This is a genomic window from Microvirga lupini (assembly GCF_014191055.1).
Lineage (GTDB): Bacteria > Pseudomonadota > Alphaproteobacteria > Rhizobiales > Beijerinckiaceae > Microvirga > Microvirga lupini_A.
Window position 1 is genome coordinate 357,418 of the sequence record NZ_JACHWB010000003.1, and the last position, 22,217, is coordinate 379,634.

At 62.7% G+C, this 22,217-nt stretch carries 34 protein-coding genes; all 34 read left to right on the forward strand.

Features of this window, described 5'->3' with window-relative positions:
* Positions 1-236 precede the first annotated feature (236 nt).
* The 34 genes from rpsL to crcB all read left to right on the forward strand — a co-directional run bounded on the left by rpsL (position 237) and on the right by crcB (position 22,209).
* Positions 237-608, forward strand: a complete 372-nt coding sequence (gene rpsL, locus FHR70_RS13230) for a 30S ribosomal protein S12 (RefSeq protein ID WP_009764294.1) — start codon at positions 237-239, stop codon at positions 606-608.
* A 27-nt stretch (positions 609-635) separates the two neighbouring features.
* Positions 636-1,106 (forward strand): 30S ribosomal protein S7, encoded by a 471-nt coding sequence (gene rpsG / locus FHR70_RS13235; protein WP_183450868.1) that lies wholly within the window; start codon positions 636-638, stop codon positions 1,104-1,106.
* 19 nt (positions 1,107-1,125) lie between these two features.
* Complete coding sequence (fusA, locus tag FHR70_RS13240) at positions 1,126-3,201, forward strand: elongation factor G (RefSeq protein ID WP_183450869.1); 2,076 nt, start codon at positions 1,126-1,128, stop codon at positions 3,199-3,201.
* Positions 3,202-3,245: 44 nt separating this feature from the next.
* Positions 3,246-4,436, forward strand: coding sequence for an elongation factor Tu (tuf, locus tag FHR70_RS13245; RefSeq protein WP_183450857.1), 1,191 nt, complete (start codon positions 3,246-3,248; stop codon positions 4,434-4,436).
* 68 nt (positions 4,437-4,504) lie between these two features.
* Positions 4,505-4,813, forward strand: a complete 309-nt coding sequence (rpsJ, locus tag FHR70_RS13250) for a 30S ribosomal protein S10 (RefSeq protein ID WP_009764298.1) — start codon at positions 4,505-4,507, stop codon at positions 4,811-4,813.
* Between the two features lie 46 nt (positions 4,814-4,859).
* Positions 4,860-5,588, forward strand: coding sequence for a 50S ribosomal protein L3 (rplC, locus tag FHR70_RS13255; protein WP_183450870.1), 729 nt, complete (start codon positions 4,860-4,862; stop codon positions 5,586-5,588).
* The gene (gene rplD, locus FHR70_RS13260; protein ID WP_183450871.1) at positions 5,588-6,208 is read left to right on the forward strand and encodes a 50S ribosomal protein L4; all 621 of its coding nucleotides are present in this window, start codon (positions 5,588-5,590) and stop codon (positions 6,206-6,208) included. Before rplC ends, rplD begins: the two co-directional genes overlap by 1 nt.
* Positions 6,205-6,501 (forward strand): 50S ribosomal protein L23, encoded by a 297-nt coding sequence (locus FHR70_RS13265; RefSeq protein ID WP_027317106.1) that lies wholly within the window; start codon positions 6,205-6,207, stop codon positions 6,499-6,501. Before rplD ends, FHR70_RS13265 begins: the two co-directional genes overlap by 4 nt.
* A gap of 20 nt (positions 6,502-6,521) precedes the next feature.
* Entirely contained in the window at positions 6,522-7,358 is an 837-nt protein-coding gene (gene rplB, locus FHR70_RS13270; RefSeq protein ID WP_183450872.1) for a 50S ribosomal protein L2, read from the forward strand.
* Positions 7,359-7,373: 15 nt separating this feature from the next.
* A complete protein-coding gene (rpsS, locus tag FHR70_RS13275) occupies positions 7,374-7,652 on the forward strand; it encodes a 30S ribosomal protein S19 (RefSeq protein ID WP_036352963.1) in 279 nt (92 codons plus the stop codon).
* A gap of 1 nt (position 7,653) precedes the next feature.
* Positions 7,654-8,034: a 50S ribosomal protein L22 gene (gene rplV / locus FHR70_RS13280; RefSeq protein ID WP_036352967.1), complete on the forward strand. Its 381-nt coding sequence runs from the start codon at positions 7,654-7,656 to the stop codon at positions 8,032-8,034.
* Positions 8,035-8,045: 11 nt separating this feature from the next.
* Entirely contained in the window at positions 8,046-8,750 is a 705-nt protein-coding gene (rpsC, locus tag FHR70_RS13285) for a 30S ribosomal protein S3 (protein WP_036352970.1), read from the forward strand.
* Between the two features lie 24 nt (positions 8,751-8,774).
* Positions 8,775-9,188, forward strand: a complete 414-nt coding sequence (rplP, locus tag FHR70_RS13290) for a 50S ribosomal protein L16 (RefSeq protein WP_036352973.1) — start codon at positions 8,775-8,777, stop codon at positions 9,186-9,188.
* 10 nt (positions 9,189-9,198) lie between these two features.
* Positions 9,199-9,411, forward strand: coding sequence for a 50S ribosomal protein L29 (gene rpmC / locus FHR70_RS13295; protein ID WP_027317111.1), 213 nt, complete (start codon positions 9,199-9,201; stop codon positions 9,409-9,411).
* A gap of 12 nt (positions 9,412-9,423) precedes the next feature.
* The gene (rpsQ, locus tag FHR70_RS13300; RefSeq protein WP_099511396.1) at positions 9,424-9,663 is read left to right on the forward strand and encodes a 30S ribosomal protein S17; all 240 of its coding nucleotides are present in this window, start codon (positions 9,424-9,426) and stop codon (positions 9,661-9,663) included.
* 163 nt (positions 9,664-9,826) lie between these two features.
* Positions 9,827-10,195 carry a 50S ribosomal protein L14 gene (gene rplN / locus FHR70_RS13305; RefSeq protein WP_009764309.1) on the forward strand — a complete coding sequence of 123 codons (369 nt, stop codon included), beginning with the start codon at positions 9,827-9,829 and terminating at the stop codon, positions 10,193-10,195.
* Positions 10,195-10,512, forward strand: a complete 318-nt coding sequence (gene rplX / locus FHR70_RS13310) for a 50S ribosomal protein L24 (RefSeq protein ID WP_036352982.1) — start codon at positions 10,195-10,197, stop codon at positions 10,510-10,512. Before rplN ends, rplX begins: the two co-directional genes overlap by 1 nt.
* The gene (rplE, locus tag FHR70_RS13315) at positions 10,505-11,071 is read left to right on the forward strand and encodes a 50S ribosomal protein L5 (protein WP_183450873.1); all 567 of its coding nucleotides are present in this window, start codon (positions 10,505-10,507) and stop codon (positions 11,069-11,071) included. Before rplX ends, rplE begins: the two co-directional genes overlap by 8 nt.
* Positions 11,072-11,110: 39 nt before the next feature.
* Positions 11,111-11,416: a 30S ribosomal protein S14 gene (gene rpsN, locus FHR70_RS13320; protein WP_183450881.1), complete on the forward strand. Its 306-nt coding sequence runs from the start codon at positions 11,111-11,113 to the stop codon at positions 11,414-11,416.
* A gap of 15 nt (positions 11,417-11,431) precedes the next feature.
* Entirely contained in the window at positions 11,432-11,827 is a 396-nt protein-coding gene (gene rpsH / locus FHR70_RS13325; protein ID WP_173945696.1) for a 30S ribosomal protein S8, read from the forward strand.
* Between the two features lie 36 nt (positions 11,828-11,863).
* Positions 11,864-12,397, forward strand: coding sequence for a 50S ribosomal protein L6 (gene rplF / locus FHR70_RS13330; RefSeq protein WP_183450883.1), 534 nt, complete (start codon positions 11,864-11,866; stop codon positions 12,395-12,397).
* A gap of 12 nt (positions 12,398-12,409) precedes the next feature.
* Positions 12,410-12,772, forward strand: coding sequence for a 50S ribosomal protein L18 (gene rplR / locus FHR70_RS13335; protein WP_183450885.1), 363 nt, complete (start codon positions 12,410-12,412; stop codon positions 12,770-12,772).
* A gap of 64 nt (positions 12,773-12,836) precedes the next feature.
* Positions 12,837-13,406 (forward strand): 30S ribosomal protein S5, encoded by a 570-nt coding sequence (rpsE, locus tag FHR70_RS13340; protein WP_099511403.1) that lies wholly within the window; start codon positions 12,837-12,839, stop codon positions 13,404-13,406.
* A 14-nt stretch (positions 13,407-13,420) separates the two neighbouring features.
* Entirely contained in the window at positions 13,421-13,627 is a 207-nt protein-coding gene (gene rpmD, locus FHR70_RS13345) for a 50S ribosomal protein L30 (RefSeq protein ID WP_183450887.1), read from the forward strand.
* 10 nt (positions 13,628-13,637) lie between these two features.
* Positions 13,638-14,111 (forward strand): 50S ribosomal protein L15, encoded by a 474-nt coding sequence (gene rplO, locus FHR70_RS13350; protein WP_183450889.1) that lies wholly within the window; start codon positions 13,638-13,640, stop codon positions 14,109-14,111.
* Between the two features lie 106 nt (positions 14,112-14,217).
* Positions 14,218-15,555 (forward strand): preprotein translocase subunit SecY, encoded by a 1,338-nt coding sequence (gene secY / locus FHR70_RS13355; protein ID WP_183450891.1) that lies wholly within the window; start codon positions 14,218-14,220, stop codon positions 15,553-15,555.
* Positions 15,556-15,609: 54 nt separating this feature from the next.
* Positions 15,610-16,191 (forward strand): adenylate kinase, encoded by a 582-nt coding sequence (locus FHR70_RS13360; protein WP_183450894.1) that lies wholly within the window; start codon positions 15,610-15,612, stop codon positions 16,189-16,191.
* A gap of 200 nt (positions 16,192-16,391) precedes the next feature.
* Positions 16,392-16,760, forward strand: a complete 369-nt coding sequence (rpsM, locus tag FHR70_RS13365) for a 30S ribosomal protein S13 (protein WP_183450896.1) — start codon at positions 16,392-16,394, stop codon at positions 16,758-16,760.
* A 78-nt stretch (positions 16,761-16,838) separates the two neighbouring features.
* Entirely contained in the window at positions 16,839-17,228 is a 390-nt protein-coding gene (gene rpsK, locus FHR70_RS13370) for a 30S ribosomal protein S11 (protein ID WP_009764323.1), read from the forward strand.
* Positions 17,229-17,317: 89 nt separating this feature from the next.
* Positions 17,318-18,340: a DNA-directed RNA polymerase subunit alpha gene (locus tag FHR70_RS13375; protein WP_425487864.1), complete on the forward strand. Its 1,023-nt coding sequence runs from the start codon at positions 17,318-17,320 to the stop codon at positions 18,338-18,340.
* A 124-nt stretch (positions 18,341-18,464) separates the two neighbouring features.
* Positions 18,465-18,887 carry a 50S ribosomal protein L17 gene (gene rplQ / locus FHR70_RS13380; protein WP_183450901.1) on the forward strand — a complete coding sequence of 141 codons (423 nt, stop codon included), beginning with the start codon at positions 18,465-18,467 and terminating at the stop codon, positions 18,885-18,887.
* Positions 18,888-19,028: 141 nt separating this feature from the next.
* Entirely contained in the window at positions 19,029-20,435 is a 1,407-nt protein-coding gene (locus FHR70_RS13385) for a Do family serine endopeptidase (RefSeq protein ID WP_183451651.1), read from the forward strand.
* Between the two features lie 61 nt (positions 20,436-20,496).
* Entirely contained in the window at positions 20,497-21,819 is a 1,323-nt protein-coding gene (locus FHR70_RS13390; protein ID WP_183450903.1) for a replication-associated recombination protein A, read from the forward strand.
* Between the two features lie 3 nt (positions 21,820-21,822).
* A complete protein-coding gene (crcB, locus tag FHR70_RS13395; RefSeq protein WP_183450905.1) occupies positions 21,823-22,209 on the forward strand; it encodes a fluoride efflux transporter CrcB in 387 nt (128 codons plus the stop codon).
* Positions 22,210-22,217 lie beyond the last annotated feature (8 nt).

The following is a 22,217-nucleotide window of genomic DNA, read 5'->3' on the forward strand; positions in this document are numbered from 1 at the left end:
TGCCACCTAAACGCTGCCGAACTCAACCTTGACTGACACTCGTCAGATTTAGGGCACGACCGCGGTAACCAGATCGTGGTCCTCTGCAATCGCACCGCGCCAGGGGCTTACCCAAGTCAATGGCGTGGCTTCGTTTTGTGCAGCCTGAAAAGGTTCGCAGAAGCGAAGGGCGGCGTTCAACCGTTGAAGACACATTCATGGCCACCTATTGGGTGGTCGGTCAAAGAGGGCACAGGATGCCAACGATCTCTCAGCTGATCCGCAAGCCGCGGACTGCGCAAAAGAGCCGGAATAAGGTTCCCGCGCTTGAGGCCTGCCCGCAGAAGCGTGGCGTGTGCACGCGCGTTTATACAACGACCCCGAAGAAGCCGAACTCGGCTCTGCGTAAGGTCGCCAAGGTTCGTCTGACGAACGGGTTCGAAGTCATCGGGTACATCCCGGGTGAGGGTCACAACCTTCAGGAGCACTCCGTGGTCATGATCCGCGGCGGTCGCGTGAAGGACCTTCCGGGTGTCCGTTATCACATCCTCCGCGGTGTCCTCGACACCCAGGGCGTGAAGAATCGTAAGCAGCGTCGTTCGAAGTACGGCGCGAAGCGGCCGAAGTAAGCCGTCAACTGTCATTGAGGTCAGCTCATGTCCCGTCGCCATAGCGCCGAAAAGCGTGAGATCATCCCGGACGCCAAGTTCGGTGATGTCGTCGTCACGAAGTTCATGAATTCCATCATGTACGACGGCAAGAAGTCCGCTGCCGAGAGCATCGTCTACGGTGCGTTCGACAGCATCGAGAGCCGCGCCAAGGCGAACCCGCTCGAGGTCTTCAAGCAGGCCCTCGACAACGTCGCTCCGGCGATCGAGGTCCGCTCCCGCCGCGTCGGCGGTGCGACCTACCAGGTCCCGGTCGAGGTTCGCGCCGAGCGCCGTCAGGCTCTCGCGATCCGCTGGATCATCCAGGCCGCACGCGGCCGTAACGACAAGACCATGGTCGAGCGCCTCTCCGCCGAGCTGCTCGATGCCTCGAACAACCGCGGCAATGCCGTGAAGAAGCGCGAAGACACCCACCGTATGGCGGAAGCCAACCGTGCGTTCTCGCATTACCGCTGGTAAAGGCCTGAGGAGCTGAGCGATGCCCCGCACGCACGCGATTGAGGACTACCGCAACTTCGGCATCATGGCCCACATCGATGCCGGCAAGACCACCACGACCGAGCGCATCCTTTACTACACCGGTAAGTCCCACAAGATCGGTGAAGTGCACGAGGGTGCCGCCACCATGGACTGGATGGAGCAGGAGCAGGAGCGTGGCATCACGATCACGTCCGCTGCGACCACCTGCTTCTGGCGCGACAAGCGTCTGAACATCATCGACACCCCCGGCCACGTCGACTTCACCATCGAAGTCGAGCGCTCGCTGCGCGTGCTCGACGGCGCCGTCTGCGTTCTCGATGGCAACCAGGGCGTCGAGCCCCAGACCGAGACCGTGTGGCGTCAGGCCGACAAGTACGATGTTCCGCGTGTCGTGTTCGTCAACAAGATGGACAAGACCGGCGCGAACTTCTTCAACTGCGTCGACGACATCATCAAGCGCGTGGCCGGCAAGCCCGTCTGCCTTCAGATCCCGATCGGGGCTGAGAGCGACTTCAAGGGCATGGTCGACCTTATCAAGATGAAGGCCCTTGTCTGGTCGGGTGAGGCGCTCGGCGCCAGCTTCGACGAAGTCGAGATTCCGGCTGACCTGAAGGATCAGGCCGCCGAGTATCGCGGAAAGCTCGTCGAAGCCGCTGTGGAGATGGACGACGAGGCCATGATGGCCTACCTCGACGGCCAGGAGCCGGACGAGGCTACTCTGCGCCGGCTGATCCGTACGGCCGTGCAGCGTCGCGCCTTCCACCCGGTGCTCTGCGGCTCCGCGTTCAAGAATAAGGGCGTTCAACCCCTGCTCGACGCCGTCGTCGACTTCCTGCCGTCCCCGGCAGACCGTGAGGCTATCCAGGGCATCGACTTCAAGACCGAAGAGCCGACCACCCGCAAGCCAAAGGACGACGAAGGCTTCTCCATGCTCGCCTTTAAGATCATGGACGATCCCTTCGTGGGCACCATCACCTTCTGCCGCGTCTACTCGGGCAAGGTGAATGCTGGTGAGACACTTCTGAACTCGTCCCGCGACAAGAAAGAGCGCGTCGGCCGCATGCTGCTGATGCATGCGAACAACCGCGAAGACATCAAGGAGGCTTATGCCGGCGACATCGTCGCTCTGGCTGGTCTCAAGGAAGTCCGCACGGGTGACACGCTCTGCGATCCGGCTAAGCCCGTTATCCTTGAGCGCATGGAGTTCCCGGAGCCGGTCATCGAGATCGCCATCGAGCCGAAGTCGAAGGCCGACCAGGAGAAGCTGGGCCTTGCCCTGTCGAAGCTGGCCGCCGAGGACCCGTCGTTCCGTGTCTCGACCGACCAGGAGTCGGGCCAGACGATCCTGAAGGGCATGGGCGAGCTTCACCTCGACATCAAGGTCGACATTCTCCGCCGCACCTACAAGGTCGACGCGAATATCGGCGCCCCACAGGTCGCTTATCGTGAGACGATCTCGCGGAAGGCCGAGGTGGACTACACCCACAAGAAGCAGACCGGCGGTACGGGCCAGTTCGCCCGCGTCAAGCTCGTCGTTCAGCCGAACGACCAGGGTGCCGGCTTCTCCTTCGAGTCGAAGATCGTCGGTGGCGCGGTGCCGAAGGAGTACATCCCGGGCGTCGAAAAGGGCCTGCAGTCGGTCGTGGGTGCTGGCGTCGTCGCCGGCTTCCCGGTGGTCGACCTCAAGGTCGAGCTCGTCGACGGTGCCTTCCACGAAGTCGACTCGTCGGCGCTGGCCTTCGAAATCGCCTCTCGTGCGGCGCTCCGTGAAGCGCTCCAGAAGGGCGCTTCGGTTCTGCTCGAGCCGGTGATGAAGGTCGAGGTCACGACCCCCGAAGATTACACGGGTTCGGTGATCGGCGATCTGAACTCCCGCCGTGGTCAGATCCAGGGCCAGGACATGCGCGGCAATGCGGTGGTCATCAACGCGATGGTCCCGCTCGCCAACATGTTCGGCTACGTTAACACCCTGCGCGGCATGAGCCAGGGTCGTGCGAGCTACACCATGCAGTTCGACCACTACGAGCAGGTGCCGTCGAACGTGGCTGCCGAGGTTCAGGCGAAGTACGCCTGAACCCACTAAGCGAATATTGAACGATCAAAGGAACGGGTGCCACGATGGCGAAGGAAAAGTTTGAGCGGACTAAGCCGCACTGCAACATTGGGACGATTGGTCACGTGGACCATGGCAAGACGTCTCTGACGGCGGCGATCACGAAGGTTCTGGCGGAGTCGGGCGGTGCGCAGTTCACGGCGTACGACCAGATTGACAAGGCGCCGGAAGAGAAGGCGCGCGGCATCACGATCTCGACGGCGCACGTGGAGTACGAGACGGCCAACCGTCACTATGCCCACGTGGACTGCCCCGGCCACGCCGACTACGTGAAGAACATGATCACGGGTGCGGCGCAGATGGACGGCGCGATCCTGGTGGTGTCGTCGGCCGACGGCCCGATGCCGCAGACCCGCGAGCACATCCTTCTGGCCCGCCAGGTGGGCGTGCCGGCCCTGGTGGTGTTCATGAACAAGGTCGACATGGTCGACGACGCCGAGCTGCTCGACCTGGTTGAGCTTGAGGTGCGCGAGCTTCTGTCGAAGTACGACTTCCCCGGCGACGACATTCCGATCGTGAAGGGCTCGGCTCTGTGCGCTCTTGAGGACCGCCAGCCTGAGATCGGCCGCGATGCGGTGCTCAAGCTGATGGCCGAGGTGGATGCCTACATCCCGCAGCCGGAGCGTCCGATCGACCAGCCGTTCCTGATGCCGATCGAGGACGTGTTCTCGATCTCGGGCCGCGGCACGGTGGTGACGGGTCGCGTGGAGCGCGGCGTGGTGAAGGTCGGCGAGGAAGTGGAGATCGTGGGCCTGAAGGACACGGTCAAGACGACGGTGACGGGCGTTGAGATGTTCCGCAAGCTGCTCGACCAGGGCCAGGCGGGCGACAACGTGGGCGTTCTGCTGCGGGGCACGAAGCGCGAGGACGTGGAGCGCGGCCAGGTGCTGTGCAAGCCGGGCTCGATCAAGCCGCACACGAAGTTCAAGGCCGAGGCCTACATCCTGACGAAGGAAGAGGGCGGTCGTCATACGCCGTTCTTCGGCAACTACCGTCCGCAGTTCTACTTCCGCACGACGGACGTGACGGGCGTGGTGAAGCTGCCTGAGGGCACCGAGATGGTGATGCCGGGCGACAACATCACGATGGAAGTGGAGCTGATTGCGCCGATCGCCATGGAGGAGAAGCTGCGCTTCGCCATCCGTGAGGGCGGCCGCACCGTCGGCGCCGGCGTCGTCGCCGCCGTGATGGATTAATTGAAAGAGGATCAAAGGACAGCGGCCGGGTTTCGGCTCGGCCGCTTCCCTTGTTGAATGGATAAGCCATGAACGGTCAAAACATTCGTATTCGCCTTAAGGCGTTCGACCATCGGATCCTCGACGCTTCGACACGGGAAATCGTGTCGACCGCGAAACGGACCGGCGCTCAGGTTCGCGGGCCCATCCCGCTGCCGACGCGCATCGAGCGCTTTACGGTGCTTCGCTCGCCGCACATCGACAAGAAGTCGCGCGAGCAGTTCGAGATGCGCACTCACAAGCGTGTTCTCGATATCGTGGACCCCACCCCGCAGACGGTTGACGCCCTTATGAAGCTCGATCTCGCTGCTGGTGTGGACGTGGAAATCAAGCTCTAAGCCGTTAGGCTGGAGCTTTCGGTAGACACGCCGAGAGGATACGCACATGCGCTCAGGCGTCATTGCACAGAAAGTCGGGATGACCCGCATCTTCACGGATGCCGGCGAACACATCCCCGTCACGGTTCTGAAGGTCGACAGCTGCCAGGTCGTCGCCCACCGGACCAAGGAAAAGAACGGCTACACCGCGCTGCAGGTCGGCGTCGGCAAGGCCAAGGTGAAGAACGTTTCGAAGGCCGAGCGCGGCAACTTTGCCGTCGCCAAGGTCGAGCCGAAGCGCAAGCTCGCGGAATTCCGCGTCTCCGAGGATGCTGTCATCCCGGTCGGCGCCGAGATCACCGCTGATCACTTCATTGCCGGTCAGTTCGTGGACGTCACGGGCATCACCACCGGTAAGGGCTTCGCGGGCGGCATGAAGCGCTGGAACTTCGGCGGACTGCGCGCCACGCACGGCGTGTCGGTCTCCCACCGCTCGATCGGTTCGACCGGCGGCCGCCAGGATCCGGGCAAGACGTTCAAGAACAAGAAGATGCCGGGTCACCTGGGTGTCGAGCGCGTCACGACGCAGAATCTGCGTGTGGTGTCGACCGATGTCGAGCGCGGTCTGATCCTCGTCGAAGGCGCCGTTCCCGGCGTTGCCGGCGGCTGGATCTTCGTCCGCGACGCGGTGAAGCGCAAGCTGCCTGCAGAAGTGCCGATGCCCGGTTCGTTCCGCACGGCCAACGATGCTGCGCCGGCCGCCCAGGCTGAGCAGGCCCAAGAGGAGAATGCGTGATGAAACTTGATGTCACCACGCTTGAGGGCAAAAACGCAGGTTCGGTCGACCTGAACGAGGCCATCTTCGGTCTCGAGCCGCGCGCCGATCTTCTGGCCCGCTGCGTCCGCTGGCAGCTCGCGAAGCGTCAGGCCGGTACGCACGCCGTGAAGAACCGCTCGCTCATCGATCGGACCACGAAGAAGGTCTACAAGCAGAAGGGCACCGGCAGCGCCCGTCACGGCGCCGCGAGCGCTCCCCAGTTCCGGGGCGGCGGTCGCGCCTTCGGCCCGCAGGTTCGCAGCCATGCGCACGACCTGCCCAAGAAGGTCCGCGCTCTGGCTCTGAGGCATGCGCTCTCGTCCAAGGCCAAGGACGCTTCGCTCGTCGTGATCGACGATGTGACGCTCTCCGAGGCAAAGACGAAGGCTCTCGTCGAGCGCTTCGGCAAGCTCGGCCTCGGCAACGCCCTGATCATCGGCGGCGCTGAGATCGAGACGAACTTCCAGCGGGCTGCTCGCAACATCCCGAACATCGACGTCCTGCCGGTGCAGGGCATCAACGTCTATGACATCCTGCGTCGCGAGAAGCTCGTTCTCACGAAGGCGGCTGTCGATGCGCTGGAGGCGCGCTTCAAATGAGCCTGGACCCGCGCCATTACGATGTGATCGTGAGCCCGGTCATCACCGAGAAGGCCACGGCCCTGTCCGAACAGAACAAGGTCGTCTTCAAGGTTCGACTGGATGCGACGAAGCCGCAGATCAAGGAAGCGGTTGAGAAGCTGTTCGATGTCAAGGTGAAGAGCGTGAATACGATCCTCACCAAGGGCAAAGTGAAGATGTTCCGCGGCACCCGCGGCCAGCGGTCGGACGTGAAGAAGGCGGTTGTAACCCTCGCTGAGGGCCAGACCATCGACGTCACGACGGGCCTCTGATCGGTTGAGAGAGTGATCCGATGGCTTTGAAAACCTTCAAACCAATCACCCCCGGCCTGCGCCAGCTGGTGATCGTGGACCGCAGCGAGCTCTACAAGGGCAAGCCGGTCAAGAAGCTGACGGAGGGCAAGAGCTCCTCCGGTGGCCGTAACAACCTGGGTCGCGTGACCGTCCGTTTCCGTGGCGGTGGTCACAAGCGCACCCTGCGCCTGGTCGACTTCAAGCGTCGCGCCCGTCTGGGCGATGTGGCGACCGTGGAGCGGATCGAGTACGATCCGAACCGCACCGCCTTCATCGCGCTCATCGGCTACGCTGACGGCGAGCAGTCCTACATCCTGGCCCCGCAGCGTCTTGCTGTCGGCGATCAGGTGTCGGCTGGCGAGCAGGTCGACATTAAGCCGGGCAACGCGATGCCGATCGGCAACATGCCGGTGGGAACGATCATCCACAATGTGGAGCTGAAGGTCGGCAAGGGTGGCGCACTCGCCCGCTCCGCCGGCACCTACGCTCAGATCGTGGGTCGTGACCAGGGCTACGTGACGATCCGCCTGAACTCCGGCGAGCAGCGTCTGGTCCATGGCCAGTGCTTCGCCAGTGTCGGGGCGGTGTCGAACCCGGACCACATGAACACCTCGATCGGTAAGGCTGGTCGTAACCGCTGGCTTGGCAAGCGTCCGCACAACCGCGGCGTTTCCATGAACCCGATCGACCACCCGCACGGTGGTGGTGAGGGTCGTACCTCCGGTGGTCGCCATCCGGTGTCCCCATGGGGCGTCCCGACCAAGGGCAAGAAAACCCGTTCGAACAAGCGGACCGACAAGTTCATCGTGTCGAGCCGTCACGCTCGGAAGAAGTAAGGATAGAGGCACGTCATGGCACGTTCGCTTTGGAAGGGTCCGTTCGTCGACGGCTACCTCCTCAAGAAGGCCGAGGCTGCCCGTTCCTCGGGCCGCAACGAGGTTATCAAGATCTGGAGCCGCCGCTCCACGATCCTCCCGCAGTTCGTAGGCCTCACCTTCGGGGTCTACAACGGTCAGAAGCACATTCCCGTCAACGTGAGCGAGGAAATGGTGGGTCACAAGTTCGGCGAGTTCTCGCCGACCCGCACCTTCCACGGCCACGCGGCGGACAAGAAGGCGAAGAGGAAGTAAGATGGGTAAGGCCGCGACTCCTCGCGCACTGAGCGACACAGAGGCACAAGCCGTCGCTCGCATGCTGCGCGTCAGCCCCCAGAAGCTCAACCTTGTTGCGGCCCTTATCCGCGGCAAGAAGGTTTCTGCGGCTCTCGCCGATCTCGAGTTCTCCCGCAAGCGTATTGCTCGCGACGTGAAGAAGTGCCTCGAGAGCGCCATTGCCAACGCCGAGAACAACCACAATCTCGATGTGGACGATCTCGTCGTCAGCCAGGCCTTCGTCGGCAAGGCGCTTGTGATGAAGCGCTTCCACGCCCGGGCCCGTGGCCGGGGTGCTCGTATCGAAAAGCCGTTCTCGAACCTCACGATCGTGGTTCGGGAAGTTGCCGAACAGGCATAAAGGAGAACCAGATGGGTCAGAAAGTTAACCCGATCGGTCTTCGGCTCGGCATCAACCGGACCTGGGACTCGCGCTGGTTCGCCGGCAAGGGCGAGTACGCCAAGCTGATGCATGAGGATATGGCGATCCGCGAAGCTCTCATGAAGCAGCTGAAGCAGGCCGCCGTCTCGAAGATCGTCATCGAGCGTCCGCACAAGAAGTGCCGCGTCACCATCCACTCGGGTCGTCCGGGAGTGGTGATCGGCAAAAAGGGTGCCGACATCGAGAAGCTCCGCAAGCTCGTCGCCAAGATGACCGACGCGGATGTGGCGATCAACATCGTCGAAGTCCGCAAGCCGGAAGTCGACGCGACACTGGTGGCCGATTCTATCGCCCAGCAGCTCGAGCGCCGCGTTGCGTTCCGCCGCGCCATGAAGCGCGCCGTTCAGTCGGCGATGCGTCTGGGCGCCGAGGGCATCCGTATCAACTGCTCGGGTCGTCTGGGTGGCGCTGAAATCGCCCGCCTGGAGTGGTACCGCGAGGGCCGCGTTCCGCTGCACACCCTGCGTGCGGATGTGGATTACGGAACGTCCACGGCCTTCACGACCTATGGCACCTGCGGCATCAAGGTCTGGATCTTCAAGGGCGAAATCCTTGAGCACGACCCGATGGCCCAGGACAAGCGGATGAACGACGAAGGAGGCCGCTCCGGTGGCCGCCGCGAGCAAGCGGCGTAACCGAGAGGTCAGGAGAGGTTTGCCATGTTGCAACCGAAGAAAACCAAGTTCCGTAAGCAGTTCAAGGGCCGTATTTCCGGCACTGCGAAGGGCGGCACGGACCTCAACTTCGGCCAGTTCGGTCTGAAGGCGATGGAACCCGAGCGTGTCAACGCTCGCCAGATCGAGGCGGCTCGCCGCGCCATCACTCGCGCCATGAAGCGTGCGGGCAGGGTGTGGATCCGCATCTTCCCGGACGTGCCGGTGTCGTCGAAGCCGACCGAAGTGCGTATGGGTAAGGGTAAGGGCGCTCCCGAGTTTTGGGCGGCCAAGGTGAAGCCTGGCCGTATCATGTTCGAGATCGACGGCGTGCCGGAGGATATCGCTCGCGAGGCCCTGCGTCTCGGCGCTGCGAAGCTTCCGATCAAGACGCGCTTCATCCAGCGCATCGCCGAATAAGGAGGGGATCATGAAGTCGAAGCAGAGATTCTCTGACCTTAAGGCAATGTCCGCCGACCAATTGTCGGATGAGCTGCTGAACCTGAAGAAGGAGCAGTTCAACCTCCGCTTCCAGCGTGCCACGGGCCAGCTCGAGAACACCGGACGCGTCCGTGAGGTCCGCAGGGACGTCGCCCGCGTTAAGACACTGCAGCGCCAGAAGGCCGCTGCGGCCAAGGCTTAAGAGGAAATCAAGATGCCGAAGCGCGTTTTGCAGGGCGTCGTTGTCAGCGATAAGCAGGACAAGACGGTCGTTGTGAAGGTGGAGCGTCGCTTTACGCACCCGGTCATGAAAAAGACCGTGCGTAAGACGAAGAACTACCACGCTCATGACGAAAACAACACAGCCAAGGTGGGCGACACGGTCTTCATCGAAGAGACCAAGCCGCTCTCCAAACTCAAGACCTGGGTGCTCGTCGACCAAGCGAAGGCCTAAAAAGCCTTCCCTAGGGGTTGTCTTACGGGGGCGGTTCGTGTATACGGCCGCCTCTCTCGACATTTGAAGGGCAGGGGACATCAGATCCCCGTCAGGCGTAGTCCGGGGGGCAATCCTGCCTTGGCCCGGAAACCTGTCTGAAACAAAGGAAAGGATCAAAGCCATGATCCAGATGCAGACGAATCTTGACGTCGCCGATAATTCCGGCGCCCGTCGCGTGATGTGCATCAAGGTTCTCGGCGGTTCGAAGCGTAAGTACGCTTCCGTGGGCGATATCATCGTCGTATCCGTGAAAGAAGCTATCCCGCGCGGCCGCGTGAAGAAGGGCGACGTCATGAAGGCCGTCGTCGTGCGCACCGCCAAGGACATCCGCCGTGCCGACGGTTCGGTCATCCGTTTCGACCGTAACGCTGCCGTTCTGATCAACAATCAGAAGGAGCCGGTCGGCACCCGTATCTTCGGCCCCGTTCCCCGTGAACTGCGTGCCAAGAACCACATGAAAATTATTTCGCTTGCGCCGGAGGTGCTCTAATGGCCGCGAAGATCAAGAAGGGCGATAAGGTCGTCGTCCTGACCGGTCGCGACAAGGGCAAGACCGGTGAAGTTGTCCAGGTGCTTCCGAAGGAAGAGCGCGCGGTCGTCCGCGGCGTCAACGTCGTGAAGCGCCATCAGCGCCAGACGGCAAACCAGGAAGCTGGCATCGTCTCGAAAGAGGCTGCCATCCACCTGTCGAACCTGGCTTACGCAGACCCGAAGGACGGCAAGCCGACCCGGGTTGGTTTCAAAGTTCTCGAAGACGGCCGCAAGGTCCGTTTCGCCAAGCGTTCGGGGGACCTGATCGATGGCTAAGGCTCAGGTGGACGGCTACACGCCGCGGATGAAGAAGCACTACGAGGAAGTGGTGCGTCCGAAGCTGATTGAAGAATTCGGCTACAAGAACCCCATGGAAGTGCCGGCGATCGAAAAGATCGTCCTGAACATGGGCGTTGGCGAGTCGACTGCGGACTCGAAGAAGGCTTCGGTCGCCGCTGCCGATCTGGCTCTCATCGCCGGCCAGAAGCCGGTGATCACGAAGGCCCGTAAGGCTATCTCGCAGTTCAAGGTCCGCGAGAATATGCCGATCGGCGCCAAGGTCACCCTGCGCAAGGCTCGCATGTACGAGTTCCTTGACCGCTTCGTGACCATCGCTCTCCCGCGCGTCCGTGACTTCCGGGGTCTGAACCCGAAGTCGTTCGACGGCCGTGGCAACTACGCAATGGGTATCAAGGAGCACCTGGTGTTCCCTGAGATCAATTACGACAGGGTCGAGCAGGTTTGGGGCATGGACGTCATCATCACCACCACGGCGAAGACTGACGACGAAGCCCGCGCCCTGCTGCGTCACTTCAACTTCCCGTTCCGGCAGTGAGGATAACTGTCCTCAAACGCGGACACTGGAGATAAAAGCATGGCTAAGAAAAGCGCTATTGAGAAGAACAAGCACCGTCGTGACCTGGTGAAGAAGTTCGCCGGTCGTCGCGAGCGCCTCCTGGCGGTCGCCAACGACGAGTCGAAGTCCATGGAGGAGCGCTTCGAGGCGCGCCTCAAGCTGGCCGAGCTGCCGCGCAACGCGAGCCCGACCCGCATCCGTAACCGTTGCGAGATCACGGGCCGTCCCCGGGCTTACTACCGCAAGCTCGGCATGTCCCGTATCGCTCTGCGCGAGCTCGGCAACAAGGGCCTGATCCCGGGCCTCGTGAAGTCCAGCTGGTAAGGGGAGGGGCATCATATGATCAACGATCCGTTGGGCGATATGCTCACCCGTATCCGCAACGCGCAGATGCGCCGTCGCGGGTCCGTCTCCACCCCCGGCTCGAAGCTGCGCGCTCGCGTTCTCGAAGTCCTCAAGTCCGAGGGTTACATCCGCGACTACTCGCAGACCGAGTTCGGCAATGGCCGGACCGAGTTCTCGATCGAGCTGAAGTACTATGACGGCCAGCCGGTCATCCGCTCCATCGAGCGCGTCTCCAAGCCGGGCCGCCGCGTGTATGCTTCCGTCGACACCATGCCTCGCGTGGCCGACGGTCTCGGCATCACCATTCTCTCGACGCCCCAGGGCGTGATGGCCGATCACGAGGCCCGTGAGAAGAACGTGGGCGGCGAAGTGCTCTGCAAGGTCTTCTAAGGCCAGGCACCCGCACAGAACCACGAGGATTCGAAAATGTCACGAGTAGGCAAGAAGCCCGTTCCGGTTCCGTCAGGTGTGACGGCGACCGTCGACGGACAGATGGTGAAGGTTAAGGGCTCGAAGGGCGAACTCTCGTTCCTCGTTCCCGAAGAAGTATCGGTTGCTTTCGAGGACGGCGCCGTGTCGGTAAACCCGCGCGACGAGTCTAAGACGGCCCGTGCGAAGTGGGGCATGTCCCGCGCCCAGGTTGCGAATCTGGTCGAAGGCGTGTCCAAGGGCTTCGAGAAGCGCCTTGAGATCAACGGCGTCGGGTACAAGGCCGCCGTTGCAGGCAAGGTGCTGAAGCTCTCGCTGGGCTACAGCCATGACATCGACTATGCGATCCCGGCTGGCGTGACGATCACGACCCCGAAGCCGACCGAAGTCGTTGTGGCCGGTATCGACAAGCAGGTCGTTGGACAGACCGCCGCCGAGATCCGCGAATACCGCGGTCCGGAGCCCTACAAGGGCAAGGGCGTCAAGTATGCCAACGAGTTCATCTTCCGCAAGGAAGGCAAGAAGAAGTAAGGACGACGTATCATGGCTGAGAAGAAAGGCGCTGAAGATCGCCGCAAGGCTCGTGTGCGCCGTGCGATCAAGAAAGCAGCGAACGGTCGTCCGCGTTTGTCGGTCTTCCGTTCGTCCAAGCAGATCTACGCCCAGGTCATCGACGACGTGCGCGGCCATACGGTCGCTGCGGCTTCGACCCTCGAGGCTGACCTGAAGGGCAAGCTCAAGACCGGCGCCACTGTCGATGCGGCGAAGGAAGTGGGCAAGCTCGTGGCTGAGCGCGCGGTTGCTGCCGGCGTGAAACAGGTCATCTTCGACCGCTCAGGCTACCTCTATCACGGCCGCGTCAAGGCTCTGGCCGACGCTGCCCGCGAAGGCGGTCTGGATTTCTAACGGCGGGTTTAATCCAAGCAACCCTTAGCGAGCGGGCCCGCCGCCCGCGCAAGTGAGAGGTCTCATGGCTAGAGAACCAAGAGAACGTGCTGATCGCGAAGAGCGCGACAGCGAATTCGTGGACCGCCTGGTCCACATCAACCGCGTCGCCAAGGTGGTGAAGGGCGGCCGTCGCTTCGGCTTTGCTGCTCTCGTCGTCGTCGGCGACCAGAAGGGCCGCGTCGGCTTCGGCCACGGCAAGGCCCGTGAAGTGCCGGAAGCCATTCGCAAGGCCACGGACGCTGCCAAGCGCTCCATGATCCGCGTCGCTCTCCGCGAGGGCCGCACGCTGCATCACGACGTGAACGGCCGCCATGGCGCCGGCAAGGTCGTGCTCCGTGCCGCTCCCCAGGGTACCGGCATCATCGCCGGCGGCCCGATGCGCGCCGTCTTCGAGGTCGTGGGCATGCAGGACGTGGTCGCCAAGTCGCTCGGCTCGTCGAACCCGTACAACCTCGTCCGCGCTACCTTCGACGCGCTCAAGAACGAGGACAGCCCGCGTTCGGTCGCCGCTCGCCGTGGCCTGAAGGTGTCGACGCTGCAGGCTCGCCGCCGTGACGCCGACACCAGCGAAGCCGCTGGCGCTGAAGCGTAAGGGAGGCTGTAATCATGGCAAAGAAGCCTGCTACTGCAGCATCCACCGTCACCGTTGAGCAGATCGGCTCCCCGATCCGCCGCGAGGCCAAGCAGCGCCAGACGCTGATCGGCCTCAAGCTCAACAAGCTTCACCGTACTTCGACCTTGGAAGACACGCCTGCGGTTCGCGGCATGATCGAGAAGGTCAAGCACCTCGTGCGCGTTGTCGACGGGCAGTGAGGAGAGCGTCATGAAACTCAACGAAATTCGTGACAACGAAGGTTCCACCAAGAACCGCATGCGTGTCGGCCGTGGTATCGGCTCCGGCAAGGGCAAGACCGGCGGTCGTGGCGTGAAGGGACAGACGTCCCGTTCAGGCGTGGCGATCAAGGGCTTCGAAGGCGGTCAGATGCCTCTGCACCGTCGTCTGCCGAAGCGCGGCTTCAACAAGCCGAACCAGATTGACCTCAATGAGGTCAATGTCGGCCGCATCCAGCAGGCTATCGAAGCCGGCAAGCTCGACAAGAGCGCTGCTGTCACCGTCGAGTCGCTGGTCGCTGCCGGTGTTGTCTCCAAGCCGCGTGACGGCGTGAAGATCCTCGGCGTTGGCGAGCTCAAGACGAAGCTTTCCTTCCAGGTTGCAGGCGCGTCCAAGTCGGCCGTCGAAGCGATCGAGAAGGCCGGTGGCTCTGTCACCCTGCTGGGTGGCGTTGCGCAGGCGTGAGCCAGCGCCCACATTGACTAAGATCCAAGCGGCGGCCCGCGTTATGATCGCGTGGCCGCCGTTTGCGTGATAACCGTCACGGTTCAAGTATTTCGGGGACACCACTATGGCCTCAGCAGCCGAGCAACTTGCGGCAAACATCAATTTCGGCGCCATTGCCAAGGCCGATGAGCTGAAGAAGCGCATCTGGTTCACTTTGGGCGCGCTTATCATCTATCGTCTCGGCACCTACATCCCGCTCCCCGGCATCAACCCGGAAGCCCTGGCTCAGAGCTTCCAAAATGCCAGCGGCGGCGTGCTCGGCCTCTTCAACATGTTCTCGGGCGGTGCTGTGGAGCGCATGGCGATCTTTGCCCTGAACATCATGCCGTACATCTCGGCCTCGATCATCATCCAGCTCCTTACCTCCGTTCTCCCCTCTCTCGAGGCGCTGAAGAAGGAAGGGGAGGCTGGCCGCAAGATCCTGAACCAGTATACCCGCTATCTTACGGTCCTGCTCGCTGTGTTCCAGTCCTGGGGCATTGCGGTAGGTCTGCAGAGTTCCGGTAATATCGTCGATGCACCTGGTCCGTTCTTCCTGGTCTCGACCGTGATCACCCTGACCGGCGGCACCATGTTCCTCATGTGGCTTGGCGAGCAGATCACCTCCCGCGGCATCGGCAACGGTACGTCGCTGATCATCTTCGCCGGCATTGTGGCGAACCTGCCGACGGCCATCGCCGGCACCCTCGAACTCGGCCGCCAAGGCGCCATCTCGACAGGCCTGATCATCGGCGTGATCGTGATGGCTGTGGCCATCATCTACTTCGTGGTGTTCATGGAGCGCGCCCAGCGCCGTCTCCTCATCAACTACCCTAAGCGTCAGGTCGGCAACCGGATGTATGAGGGTCAGACCTCGTTTCTGCCGCTCAAGCTGAACACCTCGGGCGTGATCCCGCCGATCTTTGCCTCCTCGCTGCTCCTTCTGCCGGCGACCATCGCCAGCTTCCAGACTGGCGCGGATGGAACTGGGTTTATTGCCACGCTGACCGCCTATCTCGGCCACGGACGGCCCGCCTACATGTTCCTGTATGCGGCGCTGATCGTGTTCTTCGCCTTCTTCTACACGGCTATCGTCTTCAATCCGACGGAGACGGCCGACAACCTGAAAAAGCAGGGCGGCTTCATCCCGGGCATTCGCCCTGGCGAGCGTACGGCGGACTTCATCGACCAGGTTCTGACCCGCATCACGGTGCTCGGTGCCATTTACCTGGTGATCATCTGCCTGATTCCCGAACTGCTGGTGTCCTATGCGGCTTTGCCATTCTACTTTGGCGGCACTTCGCTTCTGATCGTGGTGTCTGTTACCATGGACACGGTTGCTCAGGTGCATGGTCACCTGCTCGCACACCAGTATGAGGGCCTCGTCAAAAAGGCGAAGCTCAAAGGCTCGCGCAGACGCTAACAATAGACACCTCGCCTGAGGGCGAGCATTCTCGACGAAGTCAGGGGGGCGTCGATGAGGATTATCCTGCTGGGGCCGCCGGGGGCCGGAAAAGGCACTCAGGCCGTGCGTCTGGTCGAGCGGCTGGGAATCCCCCAGCTCTCCACCGGCGACATGCTCCGCGCAGCCGTGGCTGCCGGTACGCCGGTCGGCCTTAAGGCCAAGGCGGTCATGGACCGAGGTGAGTTGGTGTCGGATGACATTGTCGTCGGCATCATCGCAGACCGGATCGAGGAGCAGGACGCCAAGGGCGGCTTCATCCTCGACGGGTTCCCGCGGACGGTCGCCCAGGCTGAGGCGTTTGACGCCATGTTGTCTGCCAAGGGCCTGAAGCTCGACGCGGTCATCGAGTTCAAGGTCAACGAGGCCGAGCTGGTTGAGCGAATCGTCAAGCGTGCCAAGGACACCGAGGCGCGGGGCGAGCCGGTCCGCAAGGACGATAACCCGGAGGTCTTCAAGACCCGCCTTGATGCCTACAGAACCCAGACGGCCCCGCTCTCGGCCTATTATGAGCGCACGGGCATGCTGAAGACGGTCGATGGCATGAAGCCCATCGACGACGTGACCCAGGCGATCAAGGAAATCCTCGGTCGTTGAAGGGAAGGGGCTTGACGGACCGGTTAATTTCCGATAACCGCAAGCTCTTGCACAGGAACCTGCATATCCAGAGGGTCTCGATGGGGAGGCCCTTCTGGTTTGTTGTGTTTGATGCATAAGGAACCCGCGCAGGGGCCGGCCTCCACCGGACGCGCGATAACCATAAACCGAAGCGTTTGCTTCTCACATGGAGATGGACGATGGCCCGTATTGCAGGCGTCAACATTCCGACTGCCAAGCGCGTTGTGATCGCGCTTCAGTATATCCACGGCATTGGGCCCAAGAAGGCCCAGGAGATTATCGAGAAGGTCAACATCCCGGCCGAGCGCCGCGTGAACCAGCTGACCGACGCCGAGGTTCTGGCCATCCGTGAGACGATCGACCGCGACTACATCGTCGAAGGCGATCTGCGCCGCGAAGTGTCCATGAATATTAAGCGCCTGATGGATCTCGCCGCTTATCGTGGCCTGCGCCACCGCCGCAGCCTGCCGGTCCGCGGTCAGCGCACCCACACGAACGCCCGTACCCGCAAGGGCAAGGCGAAGCCGATCGCCGGCAAGAAGAAGTAATGTTTTACGGCCACCCCAGGCGGGTGGCCCTTTCTCCCGAGCGCCTGGCATGACGGGCGCGCTTGAAGGATCTTTGGAATGGCTAAAGAAGCTACCCGCGTCCGCCGCCGCGAACGCAAGAACATCGTTTCCGGCGTGGCGCATGTGAACGCCTCGTTCAACAACACCATGATCACCATCACCGACGCCCAAGGCAACACGATCTCGTGGTCCTCGGCCGGCGCGATGGGTTTCAAGGGCTCGCGTAAGTCGACCCCTTACGCCGCTCAGATCGCGGCTGAAGATGCGGCTCGCAAGGCTGCCGAGCATGGCATGCGCACCCTCGAGGTCGAGGTGTCCGGCCCCGGCTCCGGCCGTGAGTCCGCCCTGCGCGCCCTCCAGTCGGCCGGCTTCACCGTCACGTCGATCCGTGACGTGACGCCGATCCCGCACAATGGCTGCCGCCCGCGCAAGCGTCGCCGCGTCTAAGGTTATCCGGCGCGTGGGTCCAAAGCCCACGCGCGTTCCGGTTTAAAGGGCTGGCCCCAAGCCTCCCTTCAAGCCGTACCTCATGAGGTGTGGTTGTGATTCAAAAGAACTGGCAAGAGCTGATTAAGCCGAACAAGCTCGAAGTCTCCCCGGGCGACGATCCGAAGCGCATCGCAACGGTTGTCGCGGAGCCGCTCGAGCGTGGCTTCGGCACGACGCTCGGCAACTCCCTGCGTCGGGTCCTGCTGTCGTCGCTCCAGGGCGCCGCCGTCACGGCGATCCACATCGACGGTGTGCTGCACGAGTTCTCTTCCATTCCGGGCGTCCGCGAGGACGTGACGGACATCGTCCTCAACGTGAAGACGATCGCTATCAAGATGCAGGGTGAAGGCGCCAAGCGCATGACCCTACGCAAGACCGGCCCTGGCGCCGTGACCGCTGGCGACATCAACACGGTGGGCGACGTTCAGATCCTGAACCCTGAGCTCGTCCTCTGCACCCTCGACGAGGGCGCCGAGATCCGCATGGAGTTCACGGTCGACACCGGCAAGGGCTATGTTCCCGCCGAGCGCAACCGCACCGAGGACGCTCCGATCGGTCTGATCCCGGTCGACTCGCTCTACAGCCCGGTGAAGAAGGTCTCCTATCGTATCGAGAACACCCGTGAGGGTCAGATCCTCGACTACGACAAGCTGATCATGACGGTCGAGACCAACGGCGCCGTGACGCCTGAGGATGCCGTGGCCTATGCCGCCCGCATCCTGCAGGACCAGCTCCAAGTCTTCGTCAACTTCGAAGAGCCCCGCAAGGAAGAGGCGGCCGCTGCAGCGCCGCAGCTTCCGTTCAACCCGGCGCTCCTCAAGAAGGTCGACGAGCTCGAGCTGTCGGTCCGTTCTGCGAACTGCCTGAAGAACGACAACATCGTCTATATCGGCGACCTGATCCAGAAGTCCGAGGCGGAAATGCTCCGCACCCCGAACTTCGGCCGCAAGTCGCTCAACGAGATCAAGGAAGTTCTCGCCGGCATGGGCCTGCACCTCGGCATGGACGTGCCGGGCTGGCCGCCGGAGAACATCGAAGACCTCGCGAAGCGTTTCGAAGAGCACTACTAAGGATTCCGAAGCCGCCCATCGTTCGTGAGGGGCGGCTTCAATCAAGCCCCGTCGGGAACCGGCGGATCAAAAGAGAGACGGTCCGTCCCTTGGCACGGCGGCCGGAAGATTTAGGAGAAAGCCAATGCGTCACGGATTCCGTGGTCGTCGCTTCAACCGCACGACCGAACACCGCAAGGCCATGTTCGCCAATATGGCGGCTGCGCTGATCAAGCACGAGCAGATCGTCACGACTCTCCCGAAGGCCAAGGACCTGCGTCCGGTCGTCGAGAAGCTGATCACGCTCGGCAAGCGCGGTGACATGCACGCTCGCCGCCTCGCCATGTCGAAGCTGCGTGACGAAGCCATGGTCAAGAAGCTCTTCGAGGTTCTCGGCAAGCGCTACGGTGACCGCAATGGTGGCTACACCCGTGTCCTGAAGGCCGGCTTCCGCTACGGCGACAACGCCCCGCTGGCCGTGATCGAGTTCGTGGACCGCGACGTGGATGCGCGCGGCCAGGATTCGGGCCCGACCATGAAGGAAGAGATCATCGAAGCCGCCGAGTAATCTCGGCCAAGGCGATCCAATCAAGGGCGGTCCTCGGGCCGCCCTTTTTGTTTGCTCATTCGTCTTCCCATATTCCCGGTGGAGCTTGGACTTTCGTGCCCTGAGCTTTATCGAAGAGGAATGCTGATCAAGGGACTCACCATGCGCTTCTCGCTGTTTCGCCTGTCCATTGCCGCCGCCTCCCTGGCCATTGGAATTGCTGGAGCGCAGGCCCAGACGCAACGGGTCATACCTGAAAGCAAGGCTCAGGTTCAGCTCTCCTTCGCGCCTGTCGTGAGGCAGACGGCAGGGGCCGTCGTCAACGTCTATGCCAAACGCAACGATCGCCGGCAGAACGCCGCCATCGAAGAGTATTTCCGGCGCTTCTTTGGGGACAACGCACCCGGTGTCCCCCGCGGCCGGTCCCAGAGCTCCCTCGGCTCGGGTGTCATTGTCGACTCATCGGGCCTCGTGATCACGAACAATCATGTGATCGAGAACATGAACGAGGTGAAGGTGGCGCTTGCCGACCGACGGGAGTTCGAGGCCGATATCCTGCTGCGCGACTCCCGCACCGATATCGCCGTGCTCAAGCTGAAGGATGCTACCAACCTCCAGGCTGTGGAACTCGGCGACTCGGAAGCCCTGCAGGTGGGCGACATCGTGCTGGCCATCGGCAACCCTTTCGGGGTCGGCCAGACGGTGACGCAGGGCATCGTGTCGGCCCTGGCGCGGACTCAGGTCGGTATCTCAGACTATCAGTTCTTCATCCAGACGGATGCTGCCATCAATCCGGGCAATTCGGGCGGCGCGCTTATCGACATGAGCGGCCGGGTGGTGGGTATCAATACGGCGATCTATTCGCGCTCGGGTGGCAGCATCGGCATCGGCTTTGCCGTGCCGTCCAGCATGGTCCGGGTGGTGCTCAATTCGGCCAAGGGCGGCGCCAAGAACGTGGTGCGACCTTGGCTCGGTGCTCGCCTGCAGCCGGTCGATGGCGACATCGCGAACGGCTTGGGCTTGGAACGCCCCACTGGCGTTCTGGTCACGTCCGTCTATGACAAGGGACCCGCGGCCGAAGCAGGCCTCAGGCGGGGGGACGCCATTCTGGAAGTTGACGGGCAGCCCGTCGATAACCCGGATTCCTTCGGCTACCGCTTCACCCTCAAGGGAACGCAGGGACAGGCGCCCCTGACAGTTCTCCGTGGCGGAAAACAGACTACGATCCAGGTCAGGCTGATGCCGCCGCCCGAGAACCCGCCCCGGGATCCGGTGCGCAGCCGTGGACGGACACCGTTTGCCGGCGCGACCCTCGTCAACATGTCGCCGGCTGTGGCCGACGAGCTGCAGATCGATGTGGCCGATGATGGCGTCGTCGTGGCCGAGCTGGAGGAGCGCAGCGTTGCCGCCAGCGTCGGGTTTGAGAAGGGGGATCAGATCGTCGCCATCAACGGCGAGCGCGTTGCGAATACCCGCGATGCGGATCGCCTGATCAACCGCAACGGCGGCTATTGGGAGATCACGGTCAGCCGCGGCGGGCGGATCTTCACGACCGTGCTTGGCCGTTAAGCGCGACGGCGGCCCGCGGATGGGCTATGGGTGAGGGACAAGATTTGAGTCCCTGTTCATCATGAGCGACCTGTTCTCCTCCGCCGGCCTCGACCAGAACGCCCCCCGTCCCCTGGCGGACAGGATGCGGCCGACCAAACTGTCCGAGGTGGTCGGCCAGGACCATCTCGTGGGGCCGGACGGTATCCTGACCCGGCTCATCGCCTCGAAGTCTCTCGGCTCCCTGATCTTCTGGGGGCCTCCCGGAACCGGCAAGACGACCGTGGCGCGGCTCATGGCCCATGAGACGGACCTGCATTTCGACCAGATTTCGGCGATTTTCTCCGGCGTGGCGGACCTCAAGAAGGTGTTCGAGGCGGCCCGTCACCGCCGGTCCATGGGCAAGGGCACGCTGCTCTTCGTGGACGAGATCCACCGCTTCAACCGGGCCCAGCTCGACGCCTTCCTGCCCGTGATGGAAGATGGCACGATCACCCTGGTGGGCGCGACCACCGAGAACCCGTCCTTCGAGCTGAACGCAGCGCTCCTCTCCCGCGCCCGGGTGCTCCTCTTCAAATCCCTGGACGAGGAGGCGATCCAGAAGATTCTGCTTCGCGCCGAAGAGATTGCGGGGAAAAGCCTGCCGCTCGATGGAGAGGCGAGGGCGTCCCTGGTGCGCATGGCGGACGGCGACGGCAGGGCTGTGCTGACGCTGGCCGAGGAGGTCTGGCGCTCGGCCAAGCCCGGCGAGGTCTTCGATGCCGAGCAACTCCAGGAGATCATCCAGCGCCGCGCGCCAATCTACGACAAGGGGCAGGAGGGGCACTACAACCTCATCTCCGCCTTGCATAAAACCATTCGCGGCTCCGACCCTGACGCGGCACTCTACTACCTGACCCGCATGCTCGACGCCGGCGAGGACCGGCTCTTCATTGCCCGCAGGCTGGTGAGGGCGGCGGTGGAGGATATCGGCCTAGCCGATCCGCAAGCGCTGGTGATCGCGAATGCGGCCAAGGACGCCTTCGATTTTCTCGGCTCGCCGGAAGGGGAGTTGGCGCTGGCTCAGGCCGCGGTCTATCTCGCCACAGCCCCGAAGTCGAACGCCCTTTATACGGCTTATAAGAGCGCCACACGGGTGGCCAAGGAGCACGGCTCCCTCATGCCCCCGAAAACAATTCTCAACGCCCCGACCAAGCTCATGAAGCAGATCGGTTACGGCGACAGCTATGCCTACGACCACGACGAGCCGGATGCCTTTTCAGGGCAGGATTACTGGCCGGAGAAGCTGGGGCGTCAATCCTTCTACGAGCCCGTGGACCGCGGCTTCGAGCGGGAGGTCCGCAAGCGGCTGGACTGGTGGGAAAGGCTGCGCCGGGCGCGGCGCGGCGAAGGTGGCGAGGATTAGTCGGTGAAAGCCTACCTCCTTGTCTTCCTCGGTGCCGGGATCGGCGGTGCCCTCCGGCATGGGGTGAATGTCGGTTGCGCCCGTATGTGTGGCACGGCATTTCCTTGGGGTACGCTGACGGTGAACATCGTCGGCTCCTTCGTCATGGGAGCTCTTGCCGGATGGCTGGCGTTCAAGGCAGGTGAGGGGTGGAGCCAGCCCCTGCGGCTCTTCCTGACCACAGGGATCCTTGGCGGCTTCACCACCTTCTCGGCTTTCTCCCTGGATGCCGTTCTGATCTGGGAGCGGGGGCAGACGGGACTTGCCGCGGCTTACGTGGGCGCTTCGGTGATCCTGTCCGTTGCCGGATTGCTCGCGGGCCTCGGTTTCATCCGGGCCTTGACGCCCTAAACCTCGAT

What these genes read in the sequence shown, in the direction of transcription:
- rpsL (WP_009764294.1), top strand. Translation starts at nt 237, where the DNA reads ATGCCAACGATCTCTCAGCTGATCCGCAAGCCGCGGACTGCGCAAAAG.
- rpsG (WP_183450868.1), top strand. Translation starts at nt 636, where the DNA reads ATGTCCCGTCGCCATAGCGCCGAAAAGCGTGAGATCATCCCGGACGCC.
- fusA (WP_183450869.1), top strand. Translation starts at nt 1,126, where the DNA reads ATGCCCCGCACGCACGCGATTGAGGACTACCGCAACTTCGGCATCATG.
- tuf (WP_183450857.1), top strand. Translation starts at nt 3,246, where the DNA reads ATGGCGAAGGAAAAGTTTGAGCGGACTAAGCCGCACTGCAACATTGGG.
- rpsJ (WP_009764298.1), top strand. Translation starts at nt 4,505, where the DNA reads ATGAACGGTCAAAACATTCGTATTCGCCTTAAGGCGTTCGACCATCGG.
- rplC (WP_183450870.1), top strand. Translation starts at nt 4,860, where the DNA reads ATGCGCTCAGGCGTCATTGCACAGAAAGTCGGGATGACCCGCATCTTC.
- rplD (WP_183450871.1), top strand. Translation starts at nt 5,588, where the DNA reads ATGAAACTTGATGTCACCACGCTTGAGGGCAAAAACGCAGGTTCGGTC.
- FHR70_RS13265 (WP_027317106.1), top strand. Translation starts at nt 6,205, where the DNA reads ATGAGCCTGGACCCGCGCCATTACGATGTGATCGTGAGCCCGGTCATC.
- rplB (WP_183450872.1), top strand. Translation starts at nt 6,522, where the DNA reads ATGGCTTTGAAAACCTTCAAACCAATCACCCCCGGCCTGCGCCAGCTG.
- rpsS (WP_036352963.1), top strand. Translation starts at nt 7,374, where the DNA reads ATGGCACGTTCGCTTTGGAAGGGTCCGTTCGTCGACGGCTACCTCCTC.
- rplV (WP_036352967.1), top strand. Translation starts at nt 7,654, where the DNA reads ATGGGTAAGGCCGCGACTCCTCGCGCACTGAGCGACACAGAGGCACAA.
- rpsC (WP_036352970.1), top strand. Translation starts at nt 8,046, where the DNA reads ATGGGTCAGAAAGTTAACCCGATCGGTCTTCGGCTCGGCATCAACCGG.
- rplP (WP_036352973.1), top strand. Translation starts at nt 8,775, where the DNA reads ATGTTGCAACCGAAGAAAACCAAGTTCCGTAAGCAGTTCAAGGGCCGT.
- rpmC (WP_027317111.1), top strand. Translation starts at nt 9,199, where the DNA reads ATGAAGTCGAAGCAGAGATTCTCTGACCTTAAGGCAATGTCCGCCGAC.
- rpsQ (WP_099511396.1), top strand. Translation starts at nt 9,424, where the DNA reads ATGCCGAAGCGCGTTTTGCAGGGCGTCGTTGTCAGCGATAAGCAGGAC.
- rplN (WP_009764309.1), top strand. Translation starts at nt 9,827, where the DNA reads ATGATCCAGATGCAGACGAATCTTGACGTCGCCGATAATTCCGGCGCC.
- rplX (WP_036352982.1), top strand. Translation starts at nt 10,195, where the DNA reads ATGGCCGCGAAGATCAAGAAGGGCGATAAGGTCGTCGTCCTGACCGGT.
- rplE (WP_183450873.1), top strand. Translation starts at nt 10,505, where the DNA reads ATGGCTAAGGCTCAGGTGGACGGCTACACGCCGCGGATGAAGAAGCAC.
- rpsN (WP_183450881.1), top strand. Translation starts at nt 11,111, where the DNA reads ATGGCTAAGAAAAGCGCTATTGAGAAGAACAAGCACCGTCGTGACCTG.
- rpsH (WP_173945696.1), top strand. Translation starts at nt 11,432, where the DNA reads ATGATCAACGATCCGTTGGGCGATATGCTCACCCGTATCCGCAACGCG.
- rplF (WP_183450883.1), top strand. Translation starts at nt 11,864, where the DNA reads ATGTCACGAGTAGGCAAGAAGCCCGTTCCGGTTCCGTCAGGTGTGACG.
- rplR (WP_183450885.1), top strand. Translation starts at nt 12,410, where the DNA reads ATGGCTGAGAAGAAAGGCGCTGAAGATCGCCGCAAGGCTCGTGTGCGC.
- rpsE (WP_099511403.1), top strand. Translation starts at nt 12,837, where the DNA reads ATGGCTAGAGAACCAAGAGAACGTGCTGATCGCGAAGAGCGCGACAGC.
- rpmD (WP_183450887.1), top strand. Translation starts at nt 13,421, where the DNA reads ATGGCAAAGAAGCCTGCTACTGCAGCATCCACCGTCACCGTTGAGCAG.
- rplO (WP_183450889.1), top strand. Translation starts at nt 13,638, where the DNA reads ATGAAACTCAACGAAATTCGTGACAACGAAGGTTCCACCAAGAACCGC.
- secY (WP_183450891.1), top strand. Translation starts at nt 14,218, where the DNA reads ATGGCCTCAGCAGCCGAGCAACTTGCGGCAAACATCAATTTCGGCGCC.
- FHR70_RS13360 (WP_183450894.1), top strand. Translation starts at nt 15,610, where the DNA reads ATGAGGATTATCCTGCTGGGGCCGCCGGGGGCCGGAAAAGGCACTCAG.
- rpsM (WP_183450896.1), top strand. Translation starts at nt 16,392, where the DNA reads ATGGCCCGTATTGCAGGCGTCAACATTCCGACTGCCAAGCGCGTTGTG.
- rpsK (WP_009764323.1), top strand. Translation starts at nt 16,839, where the DNA reads ATGGCTAAAGAAGCTACCCGCGTCCGCCGCCGCGAACGCAAGAACATC.
- rplQ (WP_183450901.1), top strand. Translation starts at nt 18,465, where the DNA reads ATGCGTCACGGATTCCGTGGTCGTCGCTTCAACCGCACGACCGAACAC.
- FHR70_RS13385 (WP_183451651.1), top strand. Translation starts at nt 19,029, where the DNA reads ATGCGCTTCTCGCTGTTTCGCCTGTCCATTGCCGCCGCCTCCCTGGCC.
- FHR70_RS13390 (WP_183450903.1), top strand. Translation starts at nt 20,497, where the DNA reads ATGAGCGACCTGTTCTCCTCCGCCGGCCTCGACCAGAACGCCCCCCGT.